The 26,366-nt window shown below is 31.5% G+C and carries 24 protein-coding genes; 13 read left to right on the top strand and 11 right to left on the bottom strand.

What is annotated here, in order from left to right; genetic code table 11:
* Window positions 1-9: 9 nt before the first annotated feature.
* The 5 genes from C8N26_RS01015 (at window position 10) to gldA (ending at window position 4,439) form a co-directional block, all read left to right on the top strand.
* Window positions 10-1,755 carry a NupC/NupG family nucleoside CNT transporter gene (locus C8N26_RS01015; RefSeq protein ID WP_120185659.1) on the top strand — a complete coding sequence of 582 codons (1,746 nt, stop codon included), beginning with the start codon at window positions 10-12 and terminating at the stop codon, window positions 1,753-1,755.
* A 136-nt stretch (window positions 1,756-1,891) separates the two neighbouring features.
* Entirely contained in the window at window positions 1,892-2,716 is an 825-nt protein-coding gene (locus tag C8N26_RS01010; RefSeq protein WP_120185658.1) for a thymidylate synthase, read from the top strand.
* A gap of 64 nt (window positions 2,717-2,780) precedes the next feature.
* The gene (locus tag C8N26_RS13445) at window positions 2,781-2,957 is read left to right on the top strand and encodes a hypothetical protein (RefSeq protein WP_170141612.1); all 177 of its coding nucleotides are present in this window, start codon (window positions 2,781-2,783) and stop codon (window positions 2,955-2,957) included.
* Between the two features lie 18 nt (window positions 2,958-2,975).
* Complete coding sequence (locus C8N26_RS01005; protein WP_120185657.1) at window positions 2,976-3,467, top strand: dihydrofolate reductase; 492 nt, start codon at window positions 2,976-2,978, stop codon at window positions 3,465-3,467.
* 63 nt (window positions 3,468-3,530) lie between these two features.
* Window positions 3,531-4,439 (top strand): gliding motility-associated ABC transporter ATP-binding subunit GldA, encoded by a 909-nt coding sequence (gene gldA, locus C8N26_RS01000; RefSeq protein ID WP_120185656.1) that lies wholly within the window; start codon window positions 3,531-3,533, stop codon window positions 4,437-4,439.
* Here gldA and C8N26_RS00995 read toward each other — a convergent pair.
* Together C8N26_RS00995 and dnaE are read right to left on the bottom strand one after the other, a co-directional pair.
* Entirely contained in the window at window positions 4,417-4,773 is a 357-nt protein-coding gene (locus tag C8N26_RS00995; protein ID WP_120185655.1) for a hypothetical protein, read from the bottom strand. The genes gldA and C8N26_RS00995 overlap by 23 nt on opposite strands.
* A gap of 6 nt (window positions 4,774-4,779) precedes the next feature.
* Window positions 4,780-9,153 (bottom strand): DNA polymerase III subunit alpha, encoded by a 4,374-nt coding sequence (gene dnaE / locus C8N26_RS00990; RefSeq protein WP_120185654.1) that lies wholly within the window; start codon window positions 9,151-9,153, stop codon window positions 4,780-4,782.
* 240 nt (window positions 9,154-9,393) lie between these two features.
* Here dnaE and C8N26_RS00985 point away from each other — a divergent pair, with 240 nt between their 5' ends.
* From C8N26_RS00985 to rimM, 3 genes are all read left to right on the top strand, one after another.
* The gene (locus tag C8N26_RS00985; protein ID WP_028891302.1) at window positions 9,394-9,585 is read left to right on the top strand and encodes a cold-shock protein; all 192 of its coding nucleotides are present in this window, start codon (window positions 9,394-9,396) and stop codon (window positions 9,583-9,585) included.
* A gap of 172 nt (window positions 9,586-9,757) precedes the next feature.
* Complete coding sequence (locus C8N26_RS00980; protein ID WP_028891301.1) at window positions 9,758-10,261, top strand: 30S ribosomal protein S16; 504 nt, start codon at window positions 9,758-9,760, stop codon at window positions 10,259-10,261.
* A 17-nt stretch (window positions 10,262-10,278) separates the two neighbouring features.
* A complete protein-coding gene (rimM, locus tag C8N26_RS00975) occupies window positions 10,279-10,806 on the top strand; it encodes a ribosome maturation factor RimM (RefSeq protein ID WP_120186054.1) in 528 nt (175 codons plus the stop codon).
* A 63-nt stretch (window positions 10,807-10,869) separates the two neighbouring features.
* Here the strand turns inward: rimM and C8N26_RS00970 are convergent, their stop codons facing one another.
* Together C8N26_RS00970 and C8N26_RS00965 are read right to left on the bottom strand one after the other, a co-directional pair.
* Entirely contained in the window at window positions 10,870-11,106 is a 237-nt protein-coding gene (locus tag C8N26_RS00970; RefSeq protein WP_120185653.1) for a hypothetical protein, read from the bottom strand.
* Between the two features lie 240 nt (window positions 11,107-11,346).
* Complete coding sequence (locus C8N26_RS00965; protein ID WP_120185652.1) at window positions 11,347-11,850, bottom strand: GNAT family N-acetyltransferase; 504 nt, start codon at window positions 11,848-11,850, stop codon at window positions 11,347-11,349.
* Window positions 11,851-11,901: 51 nt separating this feature from the next.
* Between C8N26_RS00965 and C8N26_RS00960 the strand changes: the two genes are divergently transcribed.
* Entirely contained in the window at window positions 11,902-12,492 is a 591-nt protein-coding gene (locus C8N26_RS00960; RefSeq protein WP_120185651.1) for a PhnA domain-containing protein, read from the top strand.
* Window positions 12,493-12,511: 19 nt separating this feature from the next.
* Window positions 12,512-12,763 carry a hypothetical protein gene (locus C8N26_RS00955; protein WP_120185650.1) on the top strand — a complete coding sequence of 84 codons (252 nt, stop codon included), beginning with the start codon at window positions 12,512-12,514 and terminating at the stop codon, window positions 12,761-12,763.
* Window positions 12,764-12,869: 106 nt separating this feature from the next.
* On the opposite strand, the gene C8N26_RS00950 is transcribed toward C8N26_RS00955, so the two are convergent.
* Both C8N26_RS00950 and C8N26_RS00945 read right to left on the bottom strand, forming a co-directional pair.
* Complete coding sequence (locus C8N26_RS00950) at window positions 12,870-13,925, bottom strand: nucleoid-associated protein (RefSeq protein ID WP_120185649.1); 1,056 nt, start codon at window positions 13,923-13,925, stop codon at window positions 12,870-12,872.
* Between the two features lie 33 nt (window positions 13,926-13,958).
* Complete coding sequence (locus C8N26_RS00945; protein WP_120185648.1) at window positions 13,959-14,558, bottom strand: ribonuclease HII; 600 nt, start codon at window positions 14,556-14,558, stop codon at window positions 13,959-13,961.
* A gap of 70 nt (window positions 14,559-14,628) precedes the next feature.
* Between C8N26_RS00945 and C8N26_RS00940 the strand changes: the two genes are divergently transcribed.
* Together C8N26_RS00940 and C8N26_RS00935 are read left to right on the top strand one after the other, a co-directional pair.
* Window positions 14,629-16,590, top strand: a complete 1,962-nt coding sequence (locus tag C8N26_RS00940) for a putative porin (protein ID WP_120185647.1) — start codon at window positions 14,629-14,631, stop codon at window positions 16,588-16,590.
* Between the two features lie 4 nt (window positions 16,591-16,594).
* A complete protein-coding gene (locus C8N26_RS00935) occupies window positions 16,595-16,843 on the top strand; it encodes a hypothetical protein (RefSeq protein ID WP_120186053.1) in 249 nt (82 codons plus the stop codon).
* 55 nt (window positions 16,844-16,898) lie between these two features.
* Here C8N26_RS00935 and nhaC read toward each other — a convergent pair whose 3' ends face one another.
* Together nhaC and C8N26_RS00925 are read right to left on the bottom strand one after the other, a co-directional pair.
* Window positions 16,899-18,383, bottom strand: coding sequence for a Na+/H+ antiporter NhaC (gene nhaC, locus C8N26_RS00930; RefSeq protein WP_038005498.1), 1,485 nt, complete (start codon window positions 18,381-18,383; stop codon window positions 16,899-16,901).
* A 194-nt stretch (window positions 18,384-18,577) separates the two neighbouring features.
* A complete protein-coding gene (locus C8N26_RS00925) occupies window positions 18,578-19,777 on the bottom strand; it encodes an aminotransferase class I/II-fold pyridoxal phosphate-dependent enzyme (protein ID WP_120185646.1) in 1,200 nt (399 codons plus the stop codon).
* Window positions 19,778-19,941: 164 nt separating this feature from the next.
* On the opposite strand from C8N26_RS00925, the gene C8N26_RS00920 reads away from it, so the two are divergent.
* Window positions 19,942-20,400 carry an Lrp/AsnC family transcriptional regulator gene (locus C8N26_RS00920; RefSeq protein ID WP_028891290.1) on the top strand — a complete coding sequence of 153 codons (459 nt, stop codon included), beginning with the start codon at window positions 19,942-19,944 and terminating at the stop codon, window positions 20,398-20,400.
* A 14-nt stretch (window positions 20,401-20,414) separates the two neighbouring features.
* On the opposite strand, the gene C8N26_RS00915 is transcribed toward C8N26_RS00920, so the two are convergent.
* The 3 genes from C8N26_RS00915 to C8N26_RS00905 are packed head-to-tail and all read right to left on the bottom strand — an operon-like array spanning window position 20,415 to window position 26,315.
* Window positions 20,415-22,367 carry a DUF3857 domain-containing protein gene (locus C8N26_RS00915; protein ID WP_120185645.1) on the bottom strand — a complete coding sequence of 651 codons (1,953 nt, stop codon included), beginning with the start codon at window positions 22,365-22,367 and terminating at the stop codon, window positions 20,415-20,417.
* On the bottom strand, window positions 22,367-24,391 hold the full coding sequence (locus C8N26_RS00910; RefSeq protein WP_120185644.1) for a DUF3857 domain-containing protein: 2,025 nt from the start codon (window positions 24,389-24,391) through the stop codon (window positions 22,367-22,369). Before C8N26_RS00910 ends, C8N26_RS00915 begins: the two co-directional genes overlap by 1 nt.
* A 7-nt stretch (window positions 24,392-24,398) precedes the next feature.
* Window positions 24,399-26,315, bottom strand: coding sequence for a DUF3857 domain-containing protein (locus tag C8N26_RS00905; protein ID WP_245962507.1), 1,917 nt, complete (start codon window positions 26,313-26,315; stop codon window positions 24,399-24,401).
* Window positions 26,316-26,366 lie beyond the last annotated feature (51 nt).

Raw genomic sequence — 26,366 nt, 5'->3', positions numbered from 1 at the left:
TTATTTAAAATGAAGAAACTATTTACTTTCATAATGCTTTGCGTTACGATGATAACTTTTGGTCAAAGCATTGAAAAAAAGTGGAATTTCTCATCAATCACAACAACTGAAGGAGATTCAATTGTTACGATAAATCCTGCAGATATTCTTAATCTGTCAGAAGGAAAATTCAACTATTCATTAGTTGATAAAGATAGTTTACAAGCTTCAGGAAACTATATTCATCAAAACAACTTATTAATTTTTAATTACAACCAACCTAACGATACTGTTCGGTATTACAATGTGGTTGAATTAGCAGAAGACGGATTAATACTTTCTGAGAAAAACGTGTTGTATAAGTTTACAACAGAGCCAGTAGTAGTTTCAGTTATTGAAGCTGAAGAAGCTGAACAAAAAGTGAGTGAAATAATTCCGAGTCAAGGCTTTTCTTTTCAGAGTTTGTGGAGGGGAGTTTTAGGAATGGTTTCATTATTAATTTTAGCTTTCTTATTTAGTGCTAATAGAAGAGCGATTGATTGGAAAATAGTAGGATTAGGATTAGCCTTTCAATTATTGATTGCTGTAGGAGTATTAAAAATTCCTTTTGTACAAAAAGCATTCGAGTTGGTAGGAAGTTTATTTGTAAGTGTGTTAGATTTTACAAGGGCAGGAAGTGAGTTTTTATTCAGTGGTTTGGTAGCTGATATGGATTCTTTCGGGTTCATTTTTGCTTTTCAAGTATTACCAACAATTATATTCTTCTCAGCATTAACTTCACTTTTATTTTACCTAGGTGTTATTCAATTCATTGTTAAGATTTTTGCGATGGTTTTATCAAAAATCCTTAAAATTTCAGGAGCAGAGAGTTTATCGGTAGCAGGAAATATCTTTTTAGGGCAAACAGAAGCGCCTTTATTAATTAAGGCATATTTAGAAAAGATGAACCGTTCTGAGATCTTATTAGTAATGATAGGAGGAATGGCAACTGTGGCTGGAGCAGTGTTAGCTGCGTACATTGGTTTCTTAGGAGGAGATGATGAAGCATTACGATTGCTATATGCAAAACACTTGTTAGCAGCATCTGTTATGGCAGCACCAGGAGCAATTATTATTTCAAAGATATTATATCCACAAACTGAAGAGGTAAATACAGATGTACAAGTATCGTCAGAAAAAATAGGTTCAAATATTTTAGATGCTATTGCAAACGGAACAACAGAAGGTTTACAATTAGCTATGAACGTAGCAGCTATGCTATTAGTGTTTATTGCTTTTATTGCAATGATTAATGGAATTTTAGGAGGAATTGGAGGTTTTGATGGAATTGAGTATTTCAGTTGGAAGTTTACATCTTTGAATGAGTTAATTGCTAGTGTAACACCATATGAGGCATTGTCCTTAGAGTTTATTTTAGGATATGCTTTTGCACCATTAATGTGGTTAATTGGTGTGGCAAAAGAAGATATGGCGTTAATGGGACAGTTATTAGGTGTTAAGTTGGCAGCAAGTGAGTTTGTAGGCTATATTCAGTTAGCAGATTTAAAAAATGCAGCGAGTGCAACACATTTAACATACAATAAGTCTATTATTATGGCAACTTATATGTTGTGTGGATTCGCAAACTTTGCTTCAATTGGTATCCAAATTGGAGGTATTGGTTCTTTAGCTCCAGGTCAGCGTAAAAACTTATCAGAATTCGGAATGAAAGCATTAATTGGAGGAACTATTGCTTCATTAATGTCGGCAACTATAGCAGGAATGATTATAGGTTAGTAGTGAGTTGCAAGAGACAGATAAAAAGTTAATAACTTATTAATATAATTTTAAAGAGCATCTACATTTTGTGTAGATGCTTTTTTATTTTTACTTTGTTTTATAACATAAAGGTTTAACGATTAAACGGAGAAGGATGAAGCAGTATTTAGATTTAGTACAACACGTTTTAGACAACGGAAACGAAAAAGGAGATAGAACAGGAACGGGAACCAAAAGTGTTTTTGGTTATCAAATACGATTTGATTTAAGTGAGGGTTTTCCAATGGTGACGACTAAAAAATTACATTTAAAGTCGATTATTTATGAATTATTGTGGTTTATTAAAGGTGACACGAATGTTAAATATCTTCAGGAAAATGGAGTGCGTATTTGGAACGAATGGGCTGATGAAAAAGGTGATTTAGGTCCGGTATATGGTCATCAATGGCGCAATTGGAATAGTGATGAAATAGATCAATTAAAAGAAGTAATTGAAACCTTAAAAAGTAATCCTAATAGCCGTAGAATGTTAGTGTCTGCATGGAATCCGTCAGTGTTGCCAGATACATCTAAATCGTTTGCAGAAAACGTAGCGAATGGTAAAGCAGCACTTCCTCCTTGTCATGCCTTTTTTCAGTTTTATGTAGCTGATGGTAAACTTTCATGTCAATTATATCAGCGCAGTGCAGATATTTTTCTAGGAGTACCGTTTAACATTGCATCATACGCATTGTTTACAATGATGGTCGCTCAAGTTTGCGGTTATGAGGCTGGAGAGTTTATTCATACTTTTGGAGATGCACATATTTATAACAACCATATGGAGCAATTAGAATTACAGTTATCACGTGACCCAAGGCCGTTACCAAAAATGAAAATCAACCCTGAGGTTAAGAATATAGAAGATTTTACTTTTGAAGATTTTGAGTTGATTGATTATAACCCGCATCCTCATATCAAAGGAATTGTAGCTGTATAATTTAACTTTATTTTTTGTAGTTTGTTTAGTAAATTTGTAGAAAACCAGCTAAAATCTATAAAAAATGACCACAGATATCGATACCTTAAAGGATGCTCTCTATGAAAAAATAGCAGATATTCAAGATGAAAATGTATTAAAAGCTATTCATACTTTAGTAGATAATATTAGCACTGAAGAAGTGATTATAGAGAAAAGAGATCTTACAGGATATATTAAAGAGTGGGTTAAAAGCATGTAAACCCTTCAACAAAGATTTATGATTACACTTATTGCTGCAATTGCAAAAAATAATGCTTTAGGAAAAGATAATGACTTAATTTGGTACTTACCTGCCGATTTAAAACGTTTTAAACAAATTACTTCTGGGCATCATATTTTAATGGGACGAAATACCTTTGAAAGTATAGGTAAGCCGTTACCTAATCGTACATCTATTATTATTACCAGAAATAATGATTATTTTAAAGATGGTTGTTTAATAGCGAATACTATAGAACACGCAATAGAACTTACAAAAGGAAATAATGCATTCATCATAGGAGGAGCTCAAATTTATAAGCAAGCTTTAGAACAAGACTTAGTAGATCGTTTAGATATAACTATTGTTCATCACAATTTTGAGGCAGACGCTTTTTTTCCAGAGATAGATAAAACTGTTTGGAAAGAAGTAGCTAGAGAAGATTTTAAAGCAGACGAGAAAAATAAATATGATTACAGTTTCGTTTCTTACGAAAAGAGAAAAGATTAAGGGGATAAGGTTAAAGTAAATAAGCCCCGAATCTTTTATCTAAAAATCTATTAATCTAAAAGCATGTCAATACAACTTACTGAAATATCAAAAACTTACGGAGCACAAAAAGCAGTAAACGCTATTTCTTTTGAAGCTAAAAAAGGAGAAATAGTAGGGTTTTTGGGGCCAAATGGAGCAGGGAAATCAACTACGATGAAAATCTTAACAGGTTTTATTCAGCCATCAAATGGAAGTGTTTTGGTAAGTGGTATAAATGTAATTACAAATCCTATTGAAGCTCAAAAAAAGATAGGATATTTACCGGAGCATAACCCATTGTACTTAGATATGTATGTTAAAGAATATCTACAATTTCAAGCATCTTTACATAAGGTTGATAAGGTTAAGGTTGCTGAGGTAATTGAGCAAGTAGGTTTATCGGTAGAATCACATAAAAAAATCAATCAATTGTCCAAAGGATACCGTCAACGTGTTGGATTAGCAGCAGCTATTTTACACAATCCGGAAGTATTGATTTTAGATGAACCTACCACGGGGTTAGATCCTAACCAACTGGTTGAAATTCGTGAATTAATCAAAGAATTAGGTAAAGATAAAACGGTTTTACTATCTACACATATTATGCAAGAAGTAGAGGCAGTTTGTGATCGTGTCATTATAATAAACAAAGGAGAAATAGTAATTGATAAGCCGATATCAGAATTAAAAACAGATGCGAAACAAGTTATACGAGTAACTTTTGATTATAAACTAGAAGAGCAGTTTATTAAACGATTACCTAATATTAAAGCCTTTAAAAATACTGTAGAAAACAACTGGATTTTAACTTTTGAGACTACTGAAGATATGCGTCCTGTAATTTTCGATTTTGCTCAAGAAAACGGATTAAAAATCCTCGGTTTAAATACTGAAAATAAAAATTTAGAAAGCTTGTTTAGAGAGTTGACTACCCAGAAAACTGATGTTTAAACCATACTTTTTTCCAAACTCTTTTTAAAATTAAGAAAGTAGCATTTTCAGAATACTCATCAATATTAGTTGACTCAATATTTTGCATTTCTCTTTCAGAAACATCAATACGATATAATAGGTTCGTATAAGAATTAAAATCATATTGAATTAATTCTTTCATCAATTTTTGAAGCGCTTCTTTTAATTGTGTAGGTGAATAATCTTCTAAAAAAGCAACGTCAATACCGGTTAAGTTAAGATCTTTGTTAAGTTGAATAATAAGATCTTTGTATAACTTGGTATTAGCTACATTATTTAGTAAATCAACGCTATTTTGATAGCTAGGTAGCATTTATGGTTAATTCAATTTGTAATTAATAAATTGCTCGTCTAAAGCTTTTAAAAATTCACTAGACACTTTAATTTTAGTCGTTCTACTTGGTAAACTTAGTTCAATTTTCTCTTCAGTATCCCAAATAGTAAAATATAAGCTTTGAGAACCTTTGTTAGTAGCAAATAAGTGTTGTAACTCTTTAATAGTGTTTTCTTTTACTTCTTGTAACGGAATTTTAATGGTCAATTTTTTACACATTTTGTCCATGATATCATGCAATAGTAAAAACTCATTAAACCCGATTCTAGGCTCTCCTTTAATTCCTTCTTTGTTGGTCCACCCAGGTTTGATCGTTGTTTTTATAAATAAGAATGAATTCGGAACTAAAAAGTGTTTGAATTTTAAATAATCTTCTCCAAAAATTCTGAACTCATAGCTATCATTGTAATCTTCCATAATAAAAGAAGCCCATCCTTTTCCAGCTTTCGACACACGATGTTGAACATCAGTAACAATTCCTGCGAAAGATAAACCTAAACCTTCATATTGAGCTATGTTTTTAAAATGTGCTAAGCTAGCGTTGCAAAACTTTAGTTCATTTTTAAAATCATCTAGAGGATGAGCAGATATATACATTCCTACGACTTCCTTTTCACGAGCTAATAATTCCATAGTTCCCCATGTTTCACATTCTGGAACTTGAGGTTCTGGCAAGTCAACTTCTGAAGCTTCTCCAAATAAAGATACTTGCGAAGAGTTTTGATTTTCTTGATATTTATTCCCAAAACGGATAGCTTTCTCTAAAAAAGTTTGCCCTTTTTCATCTTTTACATAATATTGAGCACGATGTGTGCTGGTAAAGGAATCAAATCCGCCAGCTAATACTAATCCTTCAAATGCTTTTTTGTTTGCTACACGTAAATCCACGCGTTTTGCTACATCAAAAACAGAAGAGTAATGTCCGTTTTCTTTACGCTCATCAATAATAGCTTTTACGGCAGAACCACCAACACCTTTAATTGCTGCCATACCAAAACGAACAGCACCGTCTTTGTTTACAGAAAACTTAGCATACGATTCATTTACATCTGGCCCCAAAACCTCTAAGCCCATTCGTTTACATTCTTCCATAAAAAATGAAACAGATTTAATATCGTTCATGTTGTTTGAAAGAACTGCAGCCATATACTCAGCAGGATAATGAGCCTTTAAATAAGCAGTTTGATAGGCAATCCACGCATAACAAGTTGAGTGCGATTTGTTAAAGGCATAGGATGCAAATGCTTCCCAGTCTTTCCAAATCTTTTCTAAGGCTTTTTCGTCATGACCGTTAGCTTTTGCTTGATTTACAAACTTAGGTTTCATTTTTGCCAGTACTGCGGCTTGTTTCTTACCCATTGCCTTACGAAGTACATCGGCTTCACCTTTGGTAAAATCAGCTAGTTTTTGCGAAAGTAGCATTACTTGCTCCTGATATACAGTAATTCCGTAGGTTTCTGCTAAGTATTCTTCCATTGCAGGAAGGTCGTATTGAATCTCTTCATCACCATGTTTTCTTCGAATGAATGAAGGAATATATTCTAAAGGGCCTGGACGATATAAAGCATTCATTGCAATTAAATCGGCAAAAACGGTAGGCTTTAATTCACGCATGTACTTTTGCATTCCTGGAGATTCGTATTGGAAAATCCCCACGGTTTCTCCTCGTTGGAATAAAGCATACGTTTCTTCATCATCAATAGGGAAACTCTCTGGGTCGAGTTCTACTCCGTGACGCGCTTTTACAATTTTTACAGTATCCTTAATCAGGGTTAATGTTTTTAACCCTAAGAAATCCATTTTTAATAATCCTGCACTTTCTACTACCGAGTTATCAAACTGGGTAACATACATGTCAGAATCTTTTGCAACCGATACAGGTACGAATTTGGTAATGTCATCAGGAGTAATAATTACTCCACAAGCATGAATCCCTGTGTTACGAACAGAACCTTCTAGAATTCGGGCTTTGTTAATGGTCTCTGCTTCTAATCCATTACCATCGGCAATGGCTTTTAGTTCGTTTACCATTTCAATTTCTTCGGAACGAAGCTTTGCTTTTAATCCAGCTTCATCTAAAGAAAATATTTTAGCCAATTTCATTCCAGGTATTAACTTGGCAATTCTATCAGCTTCAAATAGAGGTAAATCAAGTACACGAGCGGTATCACGGACAGATGATTTAGCTGCCATGGTACCATAGGTAATAATTTGTGCTACTTGATTAGCACCATATTTTTCAATTACGTAATCCATTACACGACTTCGACCTTCATCATCAAAATCAATATCAATATCGGGCATCGATACACGTTCAGGGTTTAAGAAACGCTCAAAAAGTAAATCATACTGAATAGGATCAATATTGGTAATCCATAAACAATAAGCAACTACCGAACCAGCTGCAGAACCACGCCCTGGTCCTACGGATACATCCATGTTTCGAGCTTCTCGAATAAAGTCTTCAACAATTAAAAAGTACCCAGGATATCCTGTTTTAGCAATTACATCGAGTTCAAAATCTAAACGTTCGCGAATACTATCTGTAATTTCTCCATATCGTTTCTTTGCTCCTTCATAGGTTAAGTGACGTAAAAAATTATTTTCTCCACGTTTTCCTCCGTCTTCTAAATCTTTTTCATCTCTAAATTCTTCAGGAATATCGAAAGCAGGTAATAATACATCACGAGCTAAACCAAAAGGTTCAACCTTGTCTACAATTTCTTGAATGTTAATGATAGCTTCTGGTAAATCAGCAAAGAGTTTTTTCATCTCTTCGGTAGATTTAAAGTAGTACTCATCGTTAGGTAAACCGTAACGATAACCTCTTCCTCTACCTTTCGGAGTTGCTTGTTTTTCTCCGTCTTTTACACACAACAAAATATCATGTGCGTTGGCATCTTCTTTTCCTAAATAAAAGGTATTGTTTGTAGCAACAATTTTTACGTTATGTTTTTTTGAAAACTCTAAAAGAGTTTCATTAACTACTCTTTCATCTTCTTGTCCATGACGCATTAATTCGATGTATAAATCGTCACCAAATTGTTTTTTCCACCAAAGTAAAGCTTCCTCCGCTTGGGTTTCACCAACATTTAATATTTTACTAGGAACTTCTCCGTATAAATTCCCTGTTAAAACAATTACATCTTCTTTGTATTGTTCAATGATTTTTTTATCAATTCGTGGAACATAGTAAAAACCATCCACAAAAGCGATGGAAGACATTTTTGCTAAGTTGTGATATCCATTTTTATTTTTGGCAAGTAACACAACTTGATATCCATTGTCCTTTTGGTTTTTATTTGTGTGATCTTCACAAATATTAAACTCACAACCTACAATAGGTTTTAAAATAGTTTCTGTAGGTGTTTCACCTTTCTCTATAGCTTCTTGATTAGCGGCTTCTGCTGCTTTGTTATGTCCTAAAACTGCTTGTACAAAATGAAAGGCAGCCATCATATTTCCAGTGTCGGTCATAGCAACTGCTGACATGTTATCTTTTGCAGCAGCATTTACGATATTACCAATTTGGATGGTAGACTGTAAAATTGAGTATTGTGTATGGTTGTGTAAATGGGCAAATTTAACTCCCTCAAGTTCAGCTAAACCTTCTGCAGTAGAAATGGTAGTAGCTTCCTCAGTTTCTGAAGATTTTCTTTTGCGGATTTTTTCACTTTCCTTTTTAAGGTTTAAGTGTTTAAGTCCGATAACTTGAATCGGATTAGGGTTTGCTTCGGTATAACGCTTAAAATAATCTGAAGGAACATCTAGTTGTTCCTCGGTATACTGGCGTAAACGAATTAATTCTAAGAAACATCTAGTTGTAGCCTCAACATCGGCAGTTGCGTTATGTGCTTCTCCAAAGCCAGTTCCAAATAAGTGGTTGTGTAATTCTGTAAGTGTAGGAAGTTTGAATTTTCCTCCACGACCTCCAGGAATTTGACACATTTCAGCCGTATGCTCAGTACAGGTGTCTAAGACCGGTAATTCAGTTAAATTGTTTTGAACACCCAAACGATGGAATTCACATCCCATGATATTTACATCGAATCCAACATTTTGCCCAACAATAAACTTTGTTTTTTGCAAAGCATTGTTGAATAACTCCAGTCCTTCACTTAGTTGAATACCTTGCTCAATAGCTAAATCAGTAGAAATTCCATGAATACGTTCTGCATCGTATGGAATGTTGAATCCGTCAGGTTGTATTAAGAAATCGTTGTGTTCAACCAAATTACCTAATTCATCATGTAATTGCCATGCAATTTGTATGGCTCTAGGCCAGTTATCGGTATCGGTTATTGGAGCGTTCCAGCTTTTAGGTAATCCAGTAGTTTCGGTATCGAAAATTAAATACATGGGCAAAAATTACTTGAAGTGTTTTTCTTGAGTAAAGCAAAGTGTAAAAGTACGAAGAATTTAGATTGCTAGATAGAGAAGTTATTAACGATAGTTTTTGAGTTGAGGTAAAGGCTTGATTGGTTGACTGTAACTAAATATTGTGTTATTAATAGGTTAAATTAAAAATAAATATCAGAAAAAGTGATTGATAATCAATTAATAAGATTACATTTGCACTTTAATATAATATTTTTTACAATGAAAGAAGGAACAGTAAAGTTCTTCAATGAATCTAAAGGTTTTGGATTTATTACAGAGTCAGGGTCAAACACAGAACATTTTGTACACGTATCAGGTTTAATCGATGAGATTAGAGAAGGTGATACAGTTGAGTTTGAGCTTAAAGAAGGAAAAAAAGGATTAAACGCAGTTAGCGTTAGAGTATTATAATATATCTCATATTTTATTTTTCTTAAGAGTCTGTATTACAGACTCTTTTTTATTTTAATAAAGTGTTTTTTTTGATTTTAAATCAAAAAGATTTTATAAATTTGCGCCCACTTATCACGAGATGATAAGATTTATTAATAACCAAGGTCGCGAACCTTAAAAATTAAAAATTATGCCTGTAAAAATTAGATTACAAAGACACGGTAAAAAAGGAAAACCATTTTATTGGGTAGTAGCTGCTGATTCTAGAGCTAAAAGAGACGGTCGTTTCTTAGAGAAAATTGGAACTTACAACCCTAACACTAACCCTGCAACTATCGATTTAGATGTTGATGGAGCTGTAAAATGGTTACAAAATGGTGCTCAACCAACTGATACTGCTAGAGCTATCTTATCTTACAAAGGAGCTTTATTAAAGAATCACTTAGCTGGTGGAGTAAAAAAAGGAGCTTTAACTGAAGAGCAAGCAGAAGCTAAATTTACTGCTTGGTTAGAAGAAAAAGCATCTAAAGTAGCTGGTAAAGCAGATGGTTTAGCGAAAGCAGAAGCTGATGCTAAAGCTAAAGCTTTAGAAGCTGAAAAAGCTGTAAACGAAGCACGTATTGCTGCTGCTGTTCCTGCTACTGATAGTGAGGATGCTGCTGTTGCTGAAACAGGTGCTGATAGCGAAGAATAAAAACATGTACTACGATGATGCAAAAAGAAGATTGCTTTTATCTTGGCAAAATCGTTAAAAAACATAGTTTTAAGGGTGAGGTAATTATTAAGTTAGATACTGATGAACCCGGTCTTTACGAAAATTTGGAATCAGTTTTTGTCGATTTAGGCAATAATCTGGTTCCTTTTTTTATTGAAAAATCTTCGTTGAGTAAAGGAACTATGTTTAGAGTAAAGTTTGAAGATGTAGATACGGAAGCTGATGCAGAAGCTATTTTGCGTTCAGAAGTGTATTTACCTTTAAATTTGCTTCCAAAACTTTCTGGAAATAAGTTTTATTATCATGAAGTTATTGGGTTTACGGTTGTAGATGATAATTTTGGTGAAGTTGGAACTGTCGTTAGTATTAATGATGCTTCTGCACAACCTTTGTTTGAAATTGATAGAGAGGGTAAAGAAATCTTTATCCCGATGATAGACGATTTTATTAAAAAGGTAGACAGAGAAAATCAAGTAATTGAAGTAAGTACACCTGAAGGGCTAATTGAGTTGTATTTAGGATAAAATTAGTTAGAGGTATTTATTTAGATAGTATAAAAAACGGAAGGAGTAACCCTTCCGTTTTTTTTAGCTATATAGCTTTTTTACAACTTTTAATTTATAATGTTTTTTGTTTATCTCTTTTTCAATCAAGTCTTTTGATCTAATAACATCGGTTATTTGAAGGTTTCTACCGTTAAAGTTTCTTTTTATAATAACTCTTTCTAGCCAAAAGAACTGTCCTTTAAAAATTAAAGGGAAGATTAGGAAGCGACTAATTTTGTTTTTTACTTTTTTTTGAGCAGGTTTTAGGTTAATTTTCATTTCCTTTTTTTAGTTTGGTTGAGTAAAATTTTATGTGTAATACAACAAGAATAACTCCTCTTTTTTTTTAAAAAAGGACAGATAAATGTAATTGGGGAGGGGAATGATTAACAAAGCATAATTATTTTTAAAGGTATACTTTGTTAAAGCATTGCAATAATAATTAAAACTTTATAAAAAAGAGTTTGAATTCATCCAAAAACAAGAAAATTAACATAGAGTGTATATGTTTGTTAATGTCTAAAAAACATACTCAAATACGCAATCTTCTCCATTTTCAAAAACTTGTTGCATTCCTATGTAATTAAAACCTAAGTTTTTTAACAGTTTTTGAGATTTTTCGTTTTTAGGCATAGTTAAAGCCAATACTTTTTCTTGTTTAAATTTTGTGCGAACGTATTCAATAATTAATTTAGTAGCTTCAGTTGCATAACCTTTGCCTCTTCCAATTGGTAAAAAAGCGTAGCCAATATCAATAAAATCAAGAGTATTTCTTTGTAAGGCGGTAGATGCACCAATAGGCCTGTTGGTTTCTTTTAAAATAACCGTAAAAAAACTTAATCCACCTAATTTTAAATTTTTAAATAAAATATCTTTTAAATAGACTTCAGTTTCTTCAATAGATTTTAAGTTTTTGTCACCTATAAATTGAATCCAATCAGGGTCGTTAAATAACTCAAAATAAAAAGGAGCATCACTCACCAGAGCGTCTCTTATGATTAATCGTTCGCTTTCTAATAACATGGTTTAAATATAAATTAAAAATGTACTTTTGCGAAGCAAAAAAATAACAAAATGAGTTTATTACAAGAATTACAAGATAGAAGCGGAAATCAATGCGAGCTATGTGCATCAAAAGATAACTTATCAATTTATGAAGTGCCACCTATTTCTACGGGGGGAGTAGATGGTAGTTTACTGGCTTGTAGCACTTGTATTGAGCAAATAGAAAATCCTGAAACTACTGATGCAAATCGCTGGCGTTGTTTAAATGATAGTATGTGGAGTGAATATAGAGCGGTAAAGGTTGTAGCTTGGAGAATGTTAAATCGTTTGAAAAAAGAAGGGTGGCCACAAGATTTGTTGGATATGCTATATTTAGAAGATGAAGATGTGCGATTTGCAGAAGCTACAGGAGAGCATTTAGATGAAAGCGAAAAAATTATTCATCGTGATGTGAACGGAGCAATTTTACAAGCAGGAGATAACGTGGTGTTGATTAAAGATTTAAAAGTAAAAGGTTCTAGTATGGTAGCTAAACAAGGTACTGCAGTACGTAGAATTTCATTAGATCCTGAAAATGCTAAATACATTGAGGGTAAAGTAGACGGAACACAAATCGTAATTATTACCGATTATGTAAAGAAAATGGCTGAGAAAGAATAGGTTTTATATTTAGAATAAAATGTCTGCTAAATATTACAAAGAAAAGCATTTACAAGCAACAAGATATAAGATAGAAAACGTTATCAGGCAGCAAGACTTTTTGTTAAGACACAGATGGAAAGTAATTGCTGCTGGTATTGTTTTTAGCTTTTGGGCTCCAACTTATGGCGTGGGGCATTCTTTTTCTAATAAAGAATCAATACTACAAAAAACAGAATATAGTTATTTAAAATTAGTAATGCTTTGCGCAACTATTTATATGATTTTTTGACTTCTTTACCATTTTTCTAGCGGGTATCAGGATAAGAAGAAACTAAAAGAATTGAAAGAGTTGGCAAAAAGATTAGAAAAAGAAATTTCGGAGTTAGACTAACTTTTTATTTCTCTGTATTATAATACACCTTGTAAAACTTCATTTTTTTCTCTTCATCATATCCCTGTTCTAAATATTCAGCAGAAGCATCAGGAGCATCTACGTCTATTTTAATTTGGATATTGGTGTCTAGCTTTATTTCGGTTTTGAACTTACTTTTTTCCTTCTTTAAAACAACATCAGATACTTCGAAGTTATTACGAATTAATACATCATTTAATTTTTCAAAGTGTTGTTTGTAGTCTTCAAATAAATCTTTGTGCTTGGTTTCTTCAAAGATTTCATCTTTAAAGTTATGATAATCTACACTTTCGTGTTCTTTAAAGTAATCAACAGTATTGGCTAAAAAGTTACTTTGTTCTTGTTTTCCGAACTCAGGTTTTATAACTTCTTCAGAAAATTCTTTACACATTTCTAAATAGTTCTGAGTGTGTAAGTTACGGTCATCTGCATATTTAACACTCAAAAAGTTTTTAATCCAGTATTGAGCATCGTATTGATTGTTGTCTACAGATAAAACTACAGTACCTTCGGTGTCAGAAGAGTTTAATATCAAACAACCTTTGTCCAATCTTTTGGTTGAAATTCCTTTTTGTACCACTACATCAAAACTGTCATCATCTTGATAAGTTTGAAAAAAATCTACCTTGCTTTCAATTTTAAAAATTCCGACAGCCTCTGTTAAAACATCTTTATACTCGATGCCTTCAAAATAAGCAACAATTACATCTCCTGTTTTAATATTAGCAGAGTTTGATTGTTCGTATAAATGATTTACAATGTTTTTAGAATGCTCAATAAACACTTCATTGCTGTCATCTTCAAAAATATCAGAAGAGTATTTGTTGATTTCATTTAGACGTACATCTGCATGATGACTAAAACGATAACTTTGTGTAACCGCACCAAAAGGCTTTAGTAAGAAAGGAAGTAGTAATTCATAACTTTCTTCATCAAAACGAACTAAACTTTCAGAAAAAGCATTTTGTCCGCTATTATATTTATTAGCTACTTTATGAATAATACACTTACTAATTTCGGTACGAGTTCTTTTAATCATCTTCTAAAAAATTGGAAGACAAAAATAGAAAAATTAAAGTTCCAATTTTAATTGTTCCGGTAACAATTTAAATGATTTTCGATGGTAAGGTGTTGCTCCAAATTGACGGATGGCTTCGCGATGTTCTTTAGTGGGATATCCTTTGTTTTTTTTCCAGTTATACTGTGGGAATTCTTGGTGAATTTTCTCCATATATTCATCCCTGTAGGTCTTTGCCAATACTGAAGCTGCAGCAATACTCATAAATTTAGCATCACCTTTTACAATAGTTTGATGAGGAATTTCTTCATGTGGTTTGAATTTATTCCCATCAACAATAATAAATTCAGGTTGAATATTTAATTGTTGAATAGAACGATGCATACCTGTGATTGAGGCTTGTAAAACATTTAATTCATCTACCTCTTCTTGATGGATGAAAGAGACTCCAAAAGCCAATGCATGCTCTTCAATATATGGACGAAGTTTTTGTCGTTTTTTCTCAGAAAGCTGCTTAGAGTCATTTAGTAATTCATGTTGAAAATCATCAGGTAATATGACAGCGGCAGCAACTACAGGGCCAGATAAGCAGCCTCTGCCTGCTTCATCAGTGCCTGCTTCTAATTGATGTCCGCTAAAGTTTAATTTCAACATGCTACAAATTAACAGTTTTCAAAGAAATTAAACTTAAAATTAATCGTTAAATTATTTTACTTTTGCTGTTATGAAGAAAAATCTTTTAGTATTCTTTTGTTTGATAAGTGTTCAGGTGTTTTTTGCTCAGTTAAGAACAATTGATGGAGGCTTTGCAAGAGGTAGAGGAGGACTTAATCAAGGTAGAGACTCGTTGCCTGAAAATGAAATCAATGTAAAATTAAGTGGAAAAACAAAGTATACCGATTATAAAATTATATCTCATAAGAATGATACTACTGTTGTAGATACTACATTAACTATTCAAAAAGAGTATAAGTTTAATTTTCTACGAAAAGATAATTTTGAATTATTGGCTTTTCATAATCAAGGGCAAACATTTAATAATTTAGCATACGACTTTACGAATGTTTCACAATTTCCAGATATAGGTTTTAGGGCTAAAATGTTCAATTATGCGGGGATAGAAGATGTAAATTATTACCATGTACCTACGCCAACATCTGAAATTCTGTATCGAACAGGTTTGGAACAAGGGCAAGTTGTAGACGCATTGTTTACTACAAATTTTTCTAAACGATTTAATTTAGCGATAGCCTATAAAGGACTTCGTTCATTAGGGAAATATAGACATTCATTAGCAAGTACAGGTAATTTTAGAGTAAGTTTTAGTTATGAAACTCCAAAAGGACAATATGCGATAAGGGGACATGTGGTAAATCAAGATTTTTTTAATCAAGAAAGTGGAGGGTTAACAGAAACTTCTTTAGCAGCTTTTCTAAACGATGATCCTAATTTTAGCACCAATAGAGGTAGGATGGATGTGATTTTAGATAATGCGGAAAATAATCTAGATGCTAAACGCTTGTACTTTGAACACTCTTTTAAACTACTTTCATCGAAAGATAGTGTAACGCAAAAAGATTTTTCGAATTTAAAATTAGGACATTCATTTACGAGAGATTCAAAATTTTATCGTTTTAATCAAGGAACAGCGACACCAGATGTATTTGGTAATGTTAATGTTTCTAGCGGAATAAGTAATAAGACAAAATATTTGCTGTATGATAATCAACTGTTTTTAGATTTTAACTCAAAGTATGTGCTAGGAAAGTTTCGTGTTAAAACAGGTGTAACTTCATATACTTATGGATATGAAAATTTACAAAATAATACAGTTGGAATAACAAAAAACAAGTTAAAGGGAGATGCTGTTTCATTTGGAGCAGATTGGAATGGACGTATAGGTAATTTTCATGTAAATGCTTCAGGAAGTCTTACTCCAGGAAGCGGACGTTTATCAGGAAATCAATTTTCAGGAGAAGCTTTTTACAAGAAAGATAGTGTGTTTACTGTGAAAGGTAGGTTAGGTATTAGTACCAAATCTCCAAATTTTAACTTCTTGCTGCATCAAAGTAGTTATGATGATTATAACTGGGAAAATAATTTTTCTCAAATAGGAACTCGAAGTTTAGGAGGTGTAATTGATTCTAAATGGGGTAATGCTTCGTTAGATATTACTAATATTAGTAACTATGCTTATTTTGATGAAAATGGGCAACCAAAACAATTTTCAGGAGATGTTAATTATTTAAAGGCGAAAGTTTCTAAAGAGTTTACCTTCGGAAAATTTGCTTTAGATAATACTTTAATGTACCAAAAAGTAGCAAGCGGAGAAAGTGTTTTTAGAGTGCCTGAATTTGTTACTCGTAATACATTTTATTATACTGATGAATGGTTTAAAGGAAAACCTTTATTGGTACAGATAGGAGCAACGTTTAAATACTTTTCAGAATATAAGGCGAATGCTTATAACCCATTATTAGCAGAGTTTACGTTACAAAACGATACAGAAATAGGTTATCCAACAGTTGATTTATTTTTTAACGCACGAGTAAGAAGAACTCGAATTTATTTTAAAGCAGATAATGTTAGTTCTTTCGTGTTAAAAAAGAATTATTTCTCAGCACCTAACTATCCATATAGAGATTTTGTAATTCGTTTTGGAGTCGTTTGGAATTGGTTTATTTAATAATATGAAAGAAAAATTACGACAAAACTGGAAGCTGTTTTTAATAGCAAGTTTAACTTTAGGCTTAGCACCTTTTAAACCACCTCATATTGTAGGGAAACTACAGTGGATTGCAGGAGGAAATGCTTTTTCTGGAGAGCATGCTATGAAGTTTATGGATTGGTTTGATGTGTTTTTACATGGAACACCTTGGATACTTTTAATAGTTTCCATAATCTTAAACCTTTTAACTTTAAGCTCAAAAAATAAATAGAATACTTGCTTTTTTCTATAAAAAAACCTCACAAAAAGTGAGGTTTTATTATATGTTATTTAGATGTAAGTTGTTTTATTTTAATTCTGAAGGCAGCATATATTAGGGTAGTAAAAGGACTTAGCCAGTTAAACATAGCGTAAAAAGCATAGTCTATAACAGGGACTCCTAATACACCGGAGTGGTAAGCACCACAAGTATTCCAAGGAATTAAAACAGAAGTTACCGTACCAGAATCTTCAAGTGTTCTACTTAAATTTTCAGGAGCTAAACCTTTATCTCTATAGGCTTGGGCATACATTTTTCCTGGAACTACAATTGCTAAGTATTGATCAGAAGCTGTAAAGTTTAACCCGATACAAGTAGCAACTGTACTGGCAAATAATCCGAATACAGAGTCAAATAAGCTTAACATAAAACTGCTAATTTTAGCTAAAGCCCCGATAGCATCCATCACTCCACCAAAAACCATTGCTAATAAAATTAACCATACAGTTCCTAACATTTTTTTCATTCCTCCTGCTGTAAATAAATCTTTTAAAACTTCATTGTCTGTGGCAACAGATGTTTCAACAGTAATAGCTTGCATTACTCCTTTGTATGCAGCTTCAAAATTTAATTTTTCAACTCCAGCAACTTGTGCAACAATGTGTGGTTGGAAAATTAAAGCGAAGACTCCGCCTAAAATTGTACCTGCTAAAAGAGCAATTAAGGGAGGTGTTTTTTTAATAATTAAAATGATAACTAACACAGGTACAATAAACAACCAAGGTGTGATATTAAATGCTTTGTTAATATCTGTAAGCATTTGTTGTGTGTTAGCATCTCCAGTAGTTGTTTGCGTAAATCCAAGTATGATAAAGAAGATAATGGTAACAACAAATGTAGGAATTGTAGTATAAGCCATGTATCTTATATGGGTAAATAAGTCGGTTCCTGCCATAGCTGGAGCTAGGTTAGTAGTATCAGACATTGGAGACATTTTATCTCCAAAGTAAGCTCCAGATAAAACAGCACCAGCTGTCATTCCTAAAGAAATTCCTAAAGCTTCTCCAATACCTATTAGAGCAATACCTACAGTAGCTGAGGTTGTCCAAGAACTTCCAGTGGCAACAGAAATTACAGCACAAATTATTAAGCAGGCTACTAAAAATATAGTAGGGTTTAAGATTTGAAGTCCGTAATAAATCATTGAAGGAATAATACCACTAATAAGCCATGTTCCTGCTAAAGAACCTACCATTAAGAGTATTAATATGGCTCCTGCTGTAGATTTAATATTCTCAGCAACTTCCTCTATCATTCTTTCATAAGAAACCTTGTTTCTGAATCCTACAATAGCAGCAACAGCACCTCCTAGTAATAATATAAATTGATTACTACCACTTAAAGCATCATCACCAAAAACATATACATTATAAGCTAACATTGCAATTAAAGCAAAAACAGGAATTAATGCTTCCCAAATACTAAGCTCTTTATTTTGAATTATTTTTTGATCTTCAATTTTAATTTCTGAAAGGTTTTTGTCGTCTTGCATGTGTAGTATTTTTCGGATTGTAATGTTACGATTTTGAATAGAATTACACAAATCGAATCAGTTAAAGACTTTCTTTAAGAAAAATTGAAAAGAAATGATAGATAAACAAAAATGTCACTTTAAACAGTGTGAAAAAAGTCAATAGCTTTTATACTGTTTAAAGTGACAGGTTTAAAAATATGAATTTAGTGTGTTTACAATACACCAACTTCCTTCATACACTCTTTCATCATCTGATAGGTGCGTTCAATATCATTGTCTAAACCAATTGAAAAACGAATTAATCCATCGGTCAATCCCATTTCTTTTTGTTCATCTAAAGGTATTTCAGAAGAGGTTGAGGTACCAGGAGCAGAGAATAATGTTTTGTAAAAGCCTAAACTTACTGCTAAATATCCTAAGTTTTTATCTTGCATCAATTCCATTAAGGCATTGGCTTTGTCTAAAGAACCCGCATCGATAGTTAGCATTCCTCCATAACCATATTCTTCATTCATCATTGATTTAAAAACTTCATGAGAAGGATGTGATTTTAATCCAGGATATACCGTTTTTAAACCATCAGCTTCAAACTTTTCGGCTAAATAACTAGCATTTTTACTGTGTTGTTTTATTCGGATGTGTAAAGTCCTCATATTCTTTAGAATTGATGAAGCACGTAAAGAATCCATAGAAGCTCCTAATAACATACTAGCACCATCAATAACACTTTTTTGTGAATTGATAAAATCTGTACTTCCGCAAACAACGCCACCCATGGTGTCAGATGAACCGTTGATGAATTTTGTTAAACTATGAACTACAATATCTGCACCTAATTGAGCTGGTGAGATTGATAACGGAGAAAAAGTGTTATCTACAACTAGTTGTAAGTTATGTTTTTTTGCTAAAGTTGATAAAGCTTTGATATCTGCTACTTCTAATAGTGGATTACTTACAGTTTCGCAGTAAATCATCTTAGTGTTTTTGTTAATAGCAGCCTCTACGATGTCTAACTTTGTTATGTCTACAAACGAAGTTTCAATTCCAATTCTAGGAGTAAAATTTTTAAGAAAAGCATAAGTTCCTCCGTAAATAGTTCTGCTAGAAACTATATGGTCGCCTGCACCACAAATCTGCAAAATGGTTGGGGTAATAGCTCCCATACCTGTAGCAGCAACATTGGCTGTTTCTGTTCCTTCCATAGCAGCTAAAGCTTCGGCTAAGTATAAGTTTGAAGGAGAAGAATGACGAGAATATAAATAACAACCGTCTGTGTTTCCTTCAAAGGTATCAAACATTGTTTTTGCTGATAAGAAAGTATAAGTAGAAGAATCTGAAATAGATGGATTGACTCCTCCAAATTCTCCAAAATATTGTAAGTCTTGTATGTTGTTTGCAGGTTTGAATTTCATGTTAATTAGAATTAGTTATTAAACGACTACTAAAATCAATATTATGAGTTAAAAAATCAATTGAAAATAGTTTTTGTGGTTTTTTAGACTAGATTTGTGGTGATTATTAGATTTTATTACAGCTATTGTTGTGGAGAATCTTAAATAAATAGATTTTTTTTCAGATGAAGTTAGATAAAATAGACAGAAAATTGTTGGAATTACTCCAAGTAGATAGTAAACAAACAACTAAACAGTTGTCTTTGCAATTGGGGTTATCGGTTACTGCAGTTTACGAACGAATAAAAAAACTAGAAAAAGAAGAGGTTATTAAGCAGTATGTTGCTTTGGTAAATAAGAATAAAATAGGAAAATCGTTTTTGGTGTTTTGCCATATTCGATTAGAAAAGCATACTAAAGAATATATTGCTGTTTTTGAAAGAGAAATTAATAAGCTAGAAGAGGTAACTGAATGTTTTCATGTAAGTGGAGATTACGATTATATTTTAAAAATCTACGTAAAAGATATGGATGAATATCGTGAGTTTATGGTAAATAAAATTACGGCCTTAAAACATATAGGTAGTACTCATAGTATTTTTACTATTGGTGAAGTTAAAAATTCTATAGCAATAGCTTTATAAAAAAAATCGAGTAACTAATTACTCGATTTTTCAATTTCAATAAAAGTATCTTGTGCTTTTATTATTTGGTTGTAAAACTCTTTTAAATAATGATATTCTTCGCTCGTATAAACTCTTTTATTTAGGTTTATTCTTGAGTATACACTAATTACATTATTTAAGTTTTTAAAATTAATAATAAACCTACCGCCTTTATTTGGTAAAGACAAAACTTTATTTTCTGGTAAATTATTTACTATATATCCTTCTGGTAGTTTTAAAGAAAGCATATAGGTATGATTTCTAGGGTAGCCATAATCAACAGGATAGTCTCTTTGATTAAGTTTGAAAGGATTTTGAGTATACCTGTCTATCAAAAAAGGGTTGATTCTGAGTTTAGTTTCAAAATTTATAGGATCGGTTGTGATTTCATAAATTTGATGTAAAGTGTTTTCTTTATCTTCTAAGTTTTGATGTTCTAAATTTATTACTTCTATGTTTGGGTACTTAGACTCAAAATTTTCAATATAACTTTCAGAGTCTGTAGAGTTCAAGTTCTCCCTATCATTTACAGCGTAGAAACCATCACTAGAAACCATCAAATTACCACTTAAGCTATTTTCTTGATTGAAAGATAATTGGGCTTTAATATTTCTAAAGCTTTTTCTATTTAGCTTAATAGTTTCCCAGTAGCTACCACTAGCAAAATTCATAGTTCTGCCATCACCATTTAACGATTCATGTTGTACTAGGCCAAAAGGTAACTGTTTATTAGTAGCATCTAAAAAGTATGTTTTATTGTTTATAATAGCTTTTACTAGTAAATAATTAAAGTCGTCAATTATTGGGTGGAGTCTTGTAGGGACTGCTTTGTTTCTTGTTGAAGTTAAAACTAGATAGCTTTCAATATTTGCTGCTTTTAAAGAGTTGTATAATGATAAATTAATATCAAAAACATTCCCTGTTTTATTTTCAAAAGCATCTTTAATTCTTACTTTTTTTGATGGCCAGTATTTTTCATTCCAAGTAAAATAATTTTGAATAAAATAATAAACTTTTTTGGCTCTTTCTAAATCATCGTTAATTAAAAGAAGAGAAGGGGGTAAGTTGTTTTTAAAGAAACTTTTTTTAGAGGTTTGATTGTCTAAGAAATCATATTTCAAAGTTTTATCTGCATCTTTCCATGTTTTAGTATATTTATCAACTCCGCCTCTAGGGTTTTGAAAAGATTCTAAATCAAAACAAAGCTTAGAAATAAAGTTTTCTTTACTCAACATATAATCTTCTTCCTTAAAAGCAGGAATATTGTCTATTCCGTAATCTAATATCAAACAAGCACCATCACCTAACCCAGGAACATAAACACATCCTTTTTTTACAGAAACATCTCTTCTATTCAAATTAAGAAATCCTACAAGTCTTATGTTATACTTCCAGTTTCCTAAAATTGCTGCAGTAAAATCACTTCTAATTTTAGGAATATCAGATTGAAAATACCAATCATCAATTTTAGAGTAAGGAGAGGTAACAGAGTATGTATATTCAATTACGCTACCTTTTTTAATGTTGGGTAAAGTAAATGTAACTTCCTTCCATCCTCTATAGAGATCTTTTGTATAAACTTGTTTATCAATTAAATGATTTTTAATAATTGTATTGTGTTCTGAGATGTTATAAGTTATTCCTTTTATTGAATGTATTTTTTCATCTCCATAAAAGGGTATTTTTATGGTGGCTCTATTAGTGCCTTCTTTTTTTAATATTTTTACTTTAAAATAATAATCGGTAGTTTTTTTGTAGTCTCTACTTTCATCTATATAGTAATTGGCATGTTCGTAAAGAACAACTGCATTTGCGGTTGTATCTTTTTCATACTGATTCATGTTTAATTCATGTACGTCTACGTTCCCAATTTTTGTGGACCTTTTCTTTTGGGAAAAACTATTAATGAAGAATAAACAAGTAAAAGTAAATAATATGATTTTCATTATATTTTTGTTAATACAATTTTTTCGGTTTGTTTTTTAATTAGTTGATTATAAAGATCTTTTACTGCTAAATAATGTTGAGGAGCTATTATATTAGAATTAAATTGGGTTACTGAAAAGAGTTTGATTTTATTGTTTTGTACTGTTACTTTGTATTTGAATACTCCTAGGTTATCAGGTAAACCAATAGCTAATTCATCTGGATAAGATTCTATAGAATAAGATTCTGGAACTATTATTGAAACAGAATTTTGATCTTGCCAAGGCATACCAAAATCAATAGGAAAGCTTCTTTCTTTTGATTTAAAAGGACTTTCTTTTGTGGCTAAGAAAAGTAAAGGAGATAAATATAATTTATCGTTAACCTCTTCAATAAAATCTTCGCCAGAAAATTTTAAGTTTTGAACAATGGGTTTTGATAGGTTTTCTTTGTTTAAAATTTTAAAATCTTCTATTTCTATATCATATTTATCTTCTATAGAGTTTATAAGGTCTTCTTCTTTTTTTAGATTATTCTTTTGGCGGTAAAACATTGCGGAATGCCCTTTTAAAGATTTTCGTAACATTCCGCTTACTTCTCCTAATTCATCAATTTTTATATGTAAAATATTATTTTCTTCAGCAAGGGTTGAGGGGATAAGTTTAACCTGTTGAGAATTTCCGTTTTCAAGAATTTCTGTTCCGTACCAGTTCAAGGTTCTAAAAGGAAGTATATTGAAGTCTGATAAAGCTTCAGTAGCATCTAATAAAATATATTTTCCATTAGGTAAGTTTACTTTGGATATAACATAGTTAAAGCCTTCACTTGTAGGGAATAATGAAACTCCATTATCTCTAGTGCTTGTTAGAACTGGATTTGCATCAAATCCTGTATATTGAAGCATTGAGGTTAACATTAAATTAATTTCAGCTACGTTACCAACTCCTTCTTTGTAGGCTTTTTTAACCCCTTTTTCTGTAAACTTTCCATAATATTCATTCCATTTGACTTTTGATTTAACGAATTGGAATATTAGTGCAATTTTATCAATGTCATTTTTTGTAATACTTACTAAATTAGTTATATCTTCTTTAAAATAATTAGTTTTTTCTAATTCAGCTCCAAAACTTGAAGAGTTATAAATTGTTTTACAAACACTTTTCCAATCTGTAGCATAATTTTCATACATTGAGTTTGGAAAACGAGTACCTGAAAGTTCAAACTCTAGACCACCTCTGTAGTTATTGATGTTACCCGAAAAAGGCTCGTTTTCTTTAAGAGGAAGAATATTTTCATCGTTAAAGTTGTATACATTTAAAATAAACTTTTTAGTATGGTTTGAAAACTCAGTACTAATAGAATGTCCCATCATGCCAGATCTGGTTTGATGTCTCGTTTTTGAGGTCCAATTTATAGAGCCTTCTTTTGAGGTTTGTTTTGGGGTGATATTAAAAAAACCTTTAGCTCTTTGGCTGAAAACAAAATACTCCGGAATTTCTATTTGTGTATTTAGTTGTTTAACAGGTATCCCGTATTGGAAATTGAGAGTTCTTATATCGTAATAAGGCGAAATAAGAGTGTATTTTATGTCTATAATACTTCCCTCTTTAACATTAGCAAATGTTATTTTTTTTTGGCTTCTGTATTTATTAAGTTTTATATCAAAAATATCCTTTTTAGATGGTTTTTGTTCTACAATTTTACCATTTTCTAGGTTAAAGGTATATGCTTTTAATGAGGTGATTTTTTCAACCTCTCCCGTTTCAGGCTTATAATAGATTATTTTTTTTGTAGCATACTCAAGCCCTTCCTTTGTATAGACCTTAATTCGTTCATGATAATCAGTAATAACTTGAAATCCGTTATTTTGGTCAAATTTAAAATAAGTTCTTCTATTTTTTAAAAGATAGGCAGCATCAGCAGTAGAATCTATAGGGTGTATACTTTCTTCTAATTCTTCTTTTGAAACTTTTCCAAATTTTGTTTCTTGAGCATTTAAATTATAAATAAATATTAAAGTAAATAAGAGTAATGCTTTTTTCATAGTAATTTTATAGTTTGGTTAATTCTGTTCTTAGATTATCGTATTTAGCAACTGTTTTCCTAAATTTTCTGTAGTCTTTATAGTTTTCTTTAGGGTGCACTCCTTTAATAAGAGAAAACTCTCTTTTATATTTAAAAGAGGTGCTATCTATCTTTTCAAAATGAACACTATAAGTTCCAAATTTATTTGTGATGTTTATGTCATCAGGTAAATTCGTTAAAGTATAACCTTGAGGAATACCAAAGATAAATTCGTCTTTATCTGTAAAACCTCTTTCTATTTCTAAAGAACGTTGCCTGTTTCTGTATTTTTTTGGAATTCCAGTTACTCTATTAAATACATTTAGTTTGAACAAATAACTGCTATCTCTAACTGTAGCAAACTTTTCTATTTTGATATTAAGACTTTCTGTAAACTCAACTTTTTCTTTGTTATTTACATGCTTAATGTCTTCGATTTCTAAATTATTATTATAACTCCAAACATTGGTTTTGTAATGTTTGTTAAGCTCTTTTTGAGTATAATTTTCAATATAATATTTGTCATCATATTGAGTTCCATATGATTTTCTTTCAAGTTGAGCTGAAATATTACCTTCAGGTAATAACCTAATGGTCGCTTTGTTAACCTGTAAATTGTCTTTATTAATATAAGCAGGTGTCCTTTTAGCGATAGCACCTTCAGGAGTAATTACAAGCACATTTCTGTCGTCAGTAAAATCACCTAAAAATCCAAAAGGTAAAGTTTGACTGGTACATTCTAACCAAATATCATTTCCATTATTAGGAATGTTTAAAATAACATGATTACCTTGTATCTGAGGAAAAGTATAATCCATATTTTTTTTCTTGCTTCCGGCAAAGACTTCAGCAAAATATGAATCAATATTAATTAGTTTCAATAGTGCGCGAGTATAATTTGTTAAACCTTTACAATCACCATACCCAACCCTGTCAACTACATGAGATTCTATAGGTTTTAATCCGCCTATTCCTACGCTAACATTTATATATCTTGTTTTGTTTTGAACATATTCATATACTTTCTTAGCTTTTTCAATAGGGTCAGTAATGTCTTTGGTTAACTCTATTATTTTTGATTTAGTTTGTTCAGAAACTTTTTGTTCTTGGTTGTAAAAAGTATTGTATTCCCATTTACCTAAATCTATCCAATTGGAAGCACTTCCTTTTATTCCTTTTACACTAAAGTTTTCTAGTGCTAAAGATAAATTTGGGACTAATTCTTCAAAGTCAATAGTATAGTACTCAGGTTTAATAGCTTGTTGGTTGGTTAGCATGTAATTTAAAACATTATCATTAGAAGAGTTTTTAATAGAAAAACCATTGAAGTTTTTTTCTCTTTTCTTAAAAGGAATGTTTTGTGGGTTATTTACAATATAGACACTTTTTTCTGTAGATAAATAGTAATTTTCAATAGGAAACCATCTAGGAATAAAAGCTGTTGAAGAGTTTTTTACTTCAGATTCAAAAACTACGGTATAGGGATATGATGTAGGGGTATGTTCTAAAAATTTAATCCTAGAGTCTGAATATAGTGTACCTCCATCAATAGCGCTAACATCTTGAAAATCGTTCTTAGAATATTTTTTTAACTTATTTCCTAATGCATCATAAATAATAGCAGATAAACGAGTAATTTTAGTATCATTATTATAATGTTTATAAGCATCAATATGATCTTTCCCTAGTTTATTAAGAACAGTAACAATTCTTTTTTGTTTAATTGTAAGTTGATCTACGGCTTCTACTATTATGACTAATTCGTTTAACCGTAGTATAGCGTTGGCATTTTCTTTTAGTTCTTTTGAAATGAAAAGAGAAGAGAGGTTTTGTTCTTCTTGAGAAAAAATAGTACTACATAGCATCAACACTATTAAAAAAATAGTGAGTTTGTTAGTTTTCATGCAATTAATTCATTTTGTTTTCAGCAAAACGAAAATATAAAAAATAATAGA

Origin of the sequence: Tenacibaculum lutimaris (assembly GCF_003610735.1) — a bacterium.
GTDB classification, from domain to species: Bacteria; Bacteroidota; Bacteroidia; order Flavobacteriales; family Flavobacteriaceae; genus Polaribacter; species Polaribacter lutimaris.
This window is presented reverse-complemented; position numbering and strand designations above follow the sequence as displayed.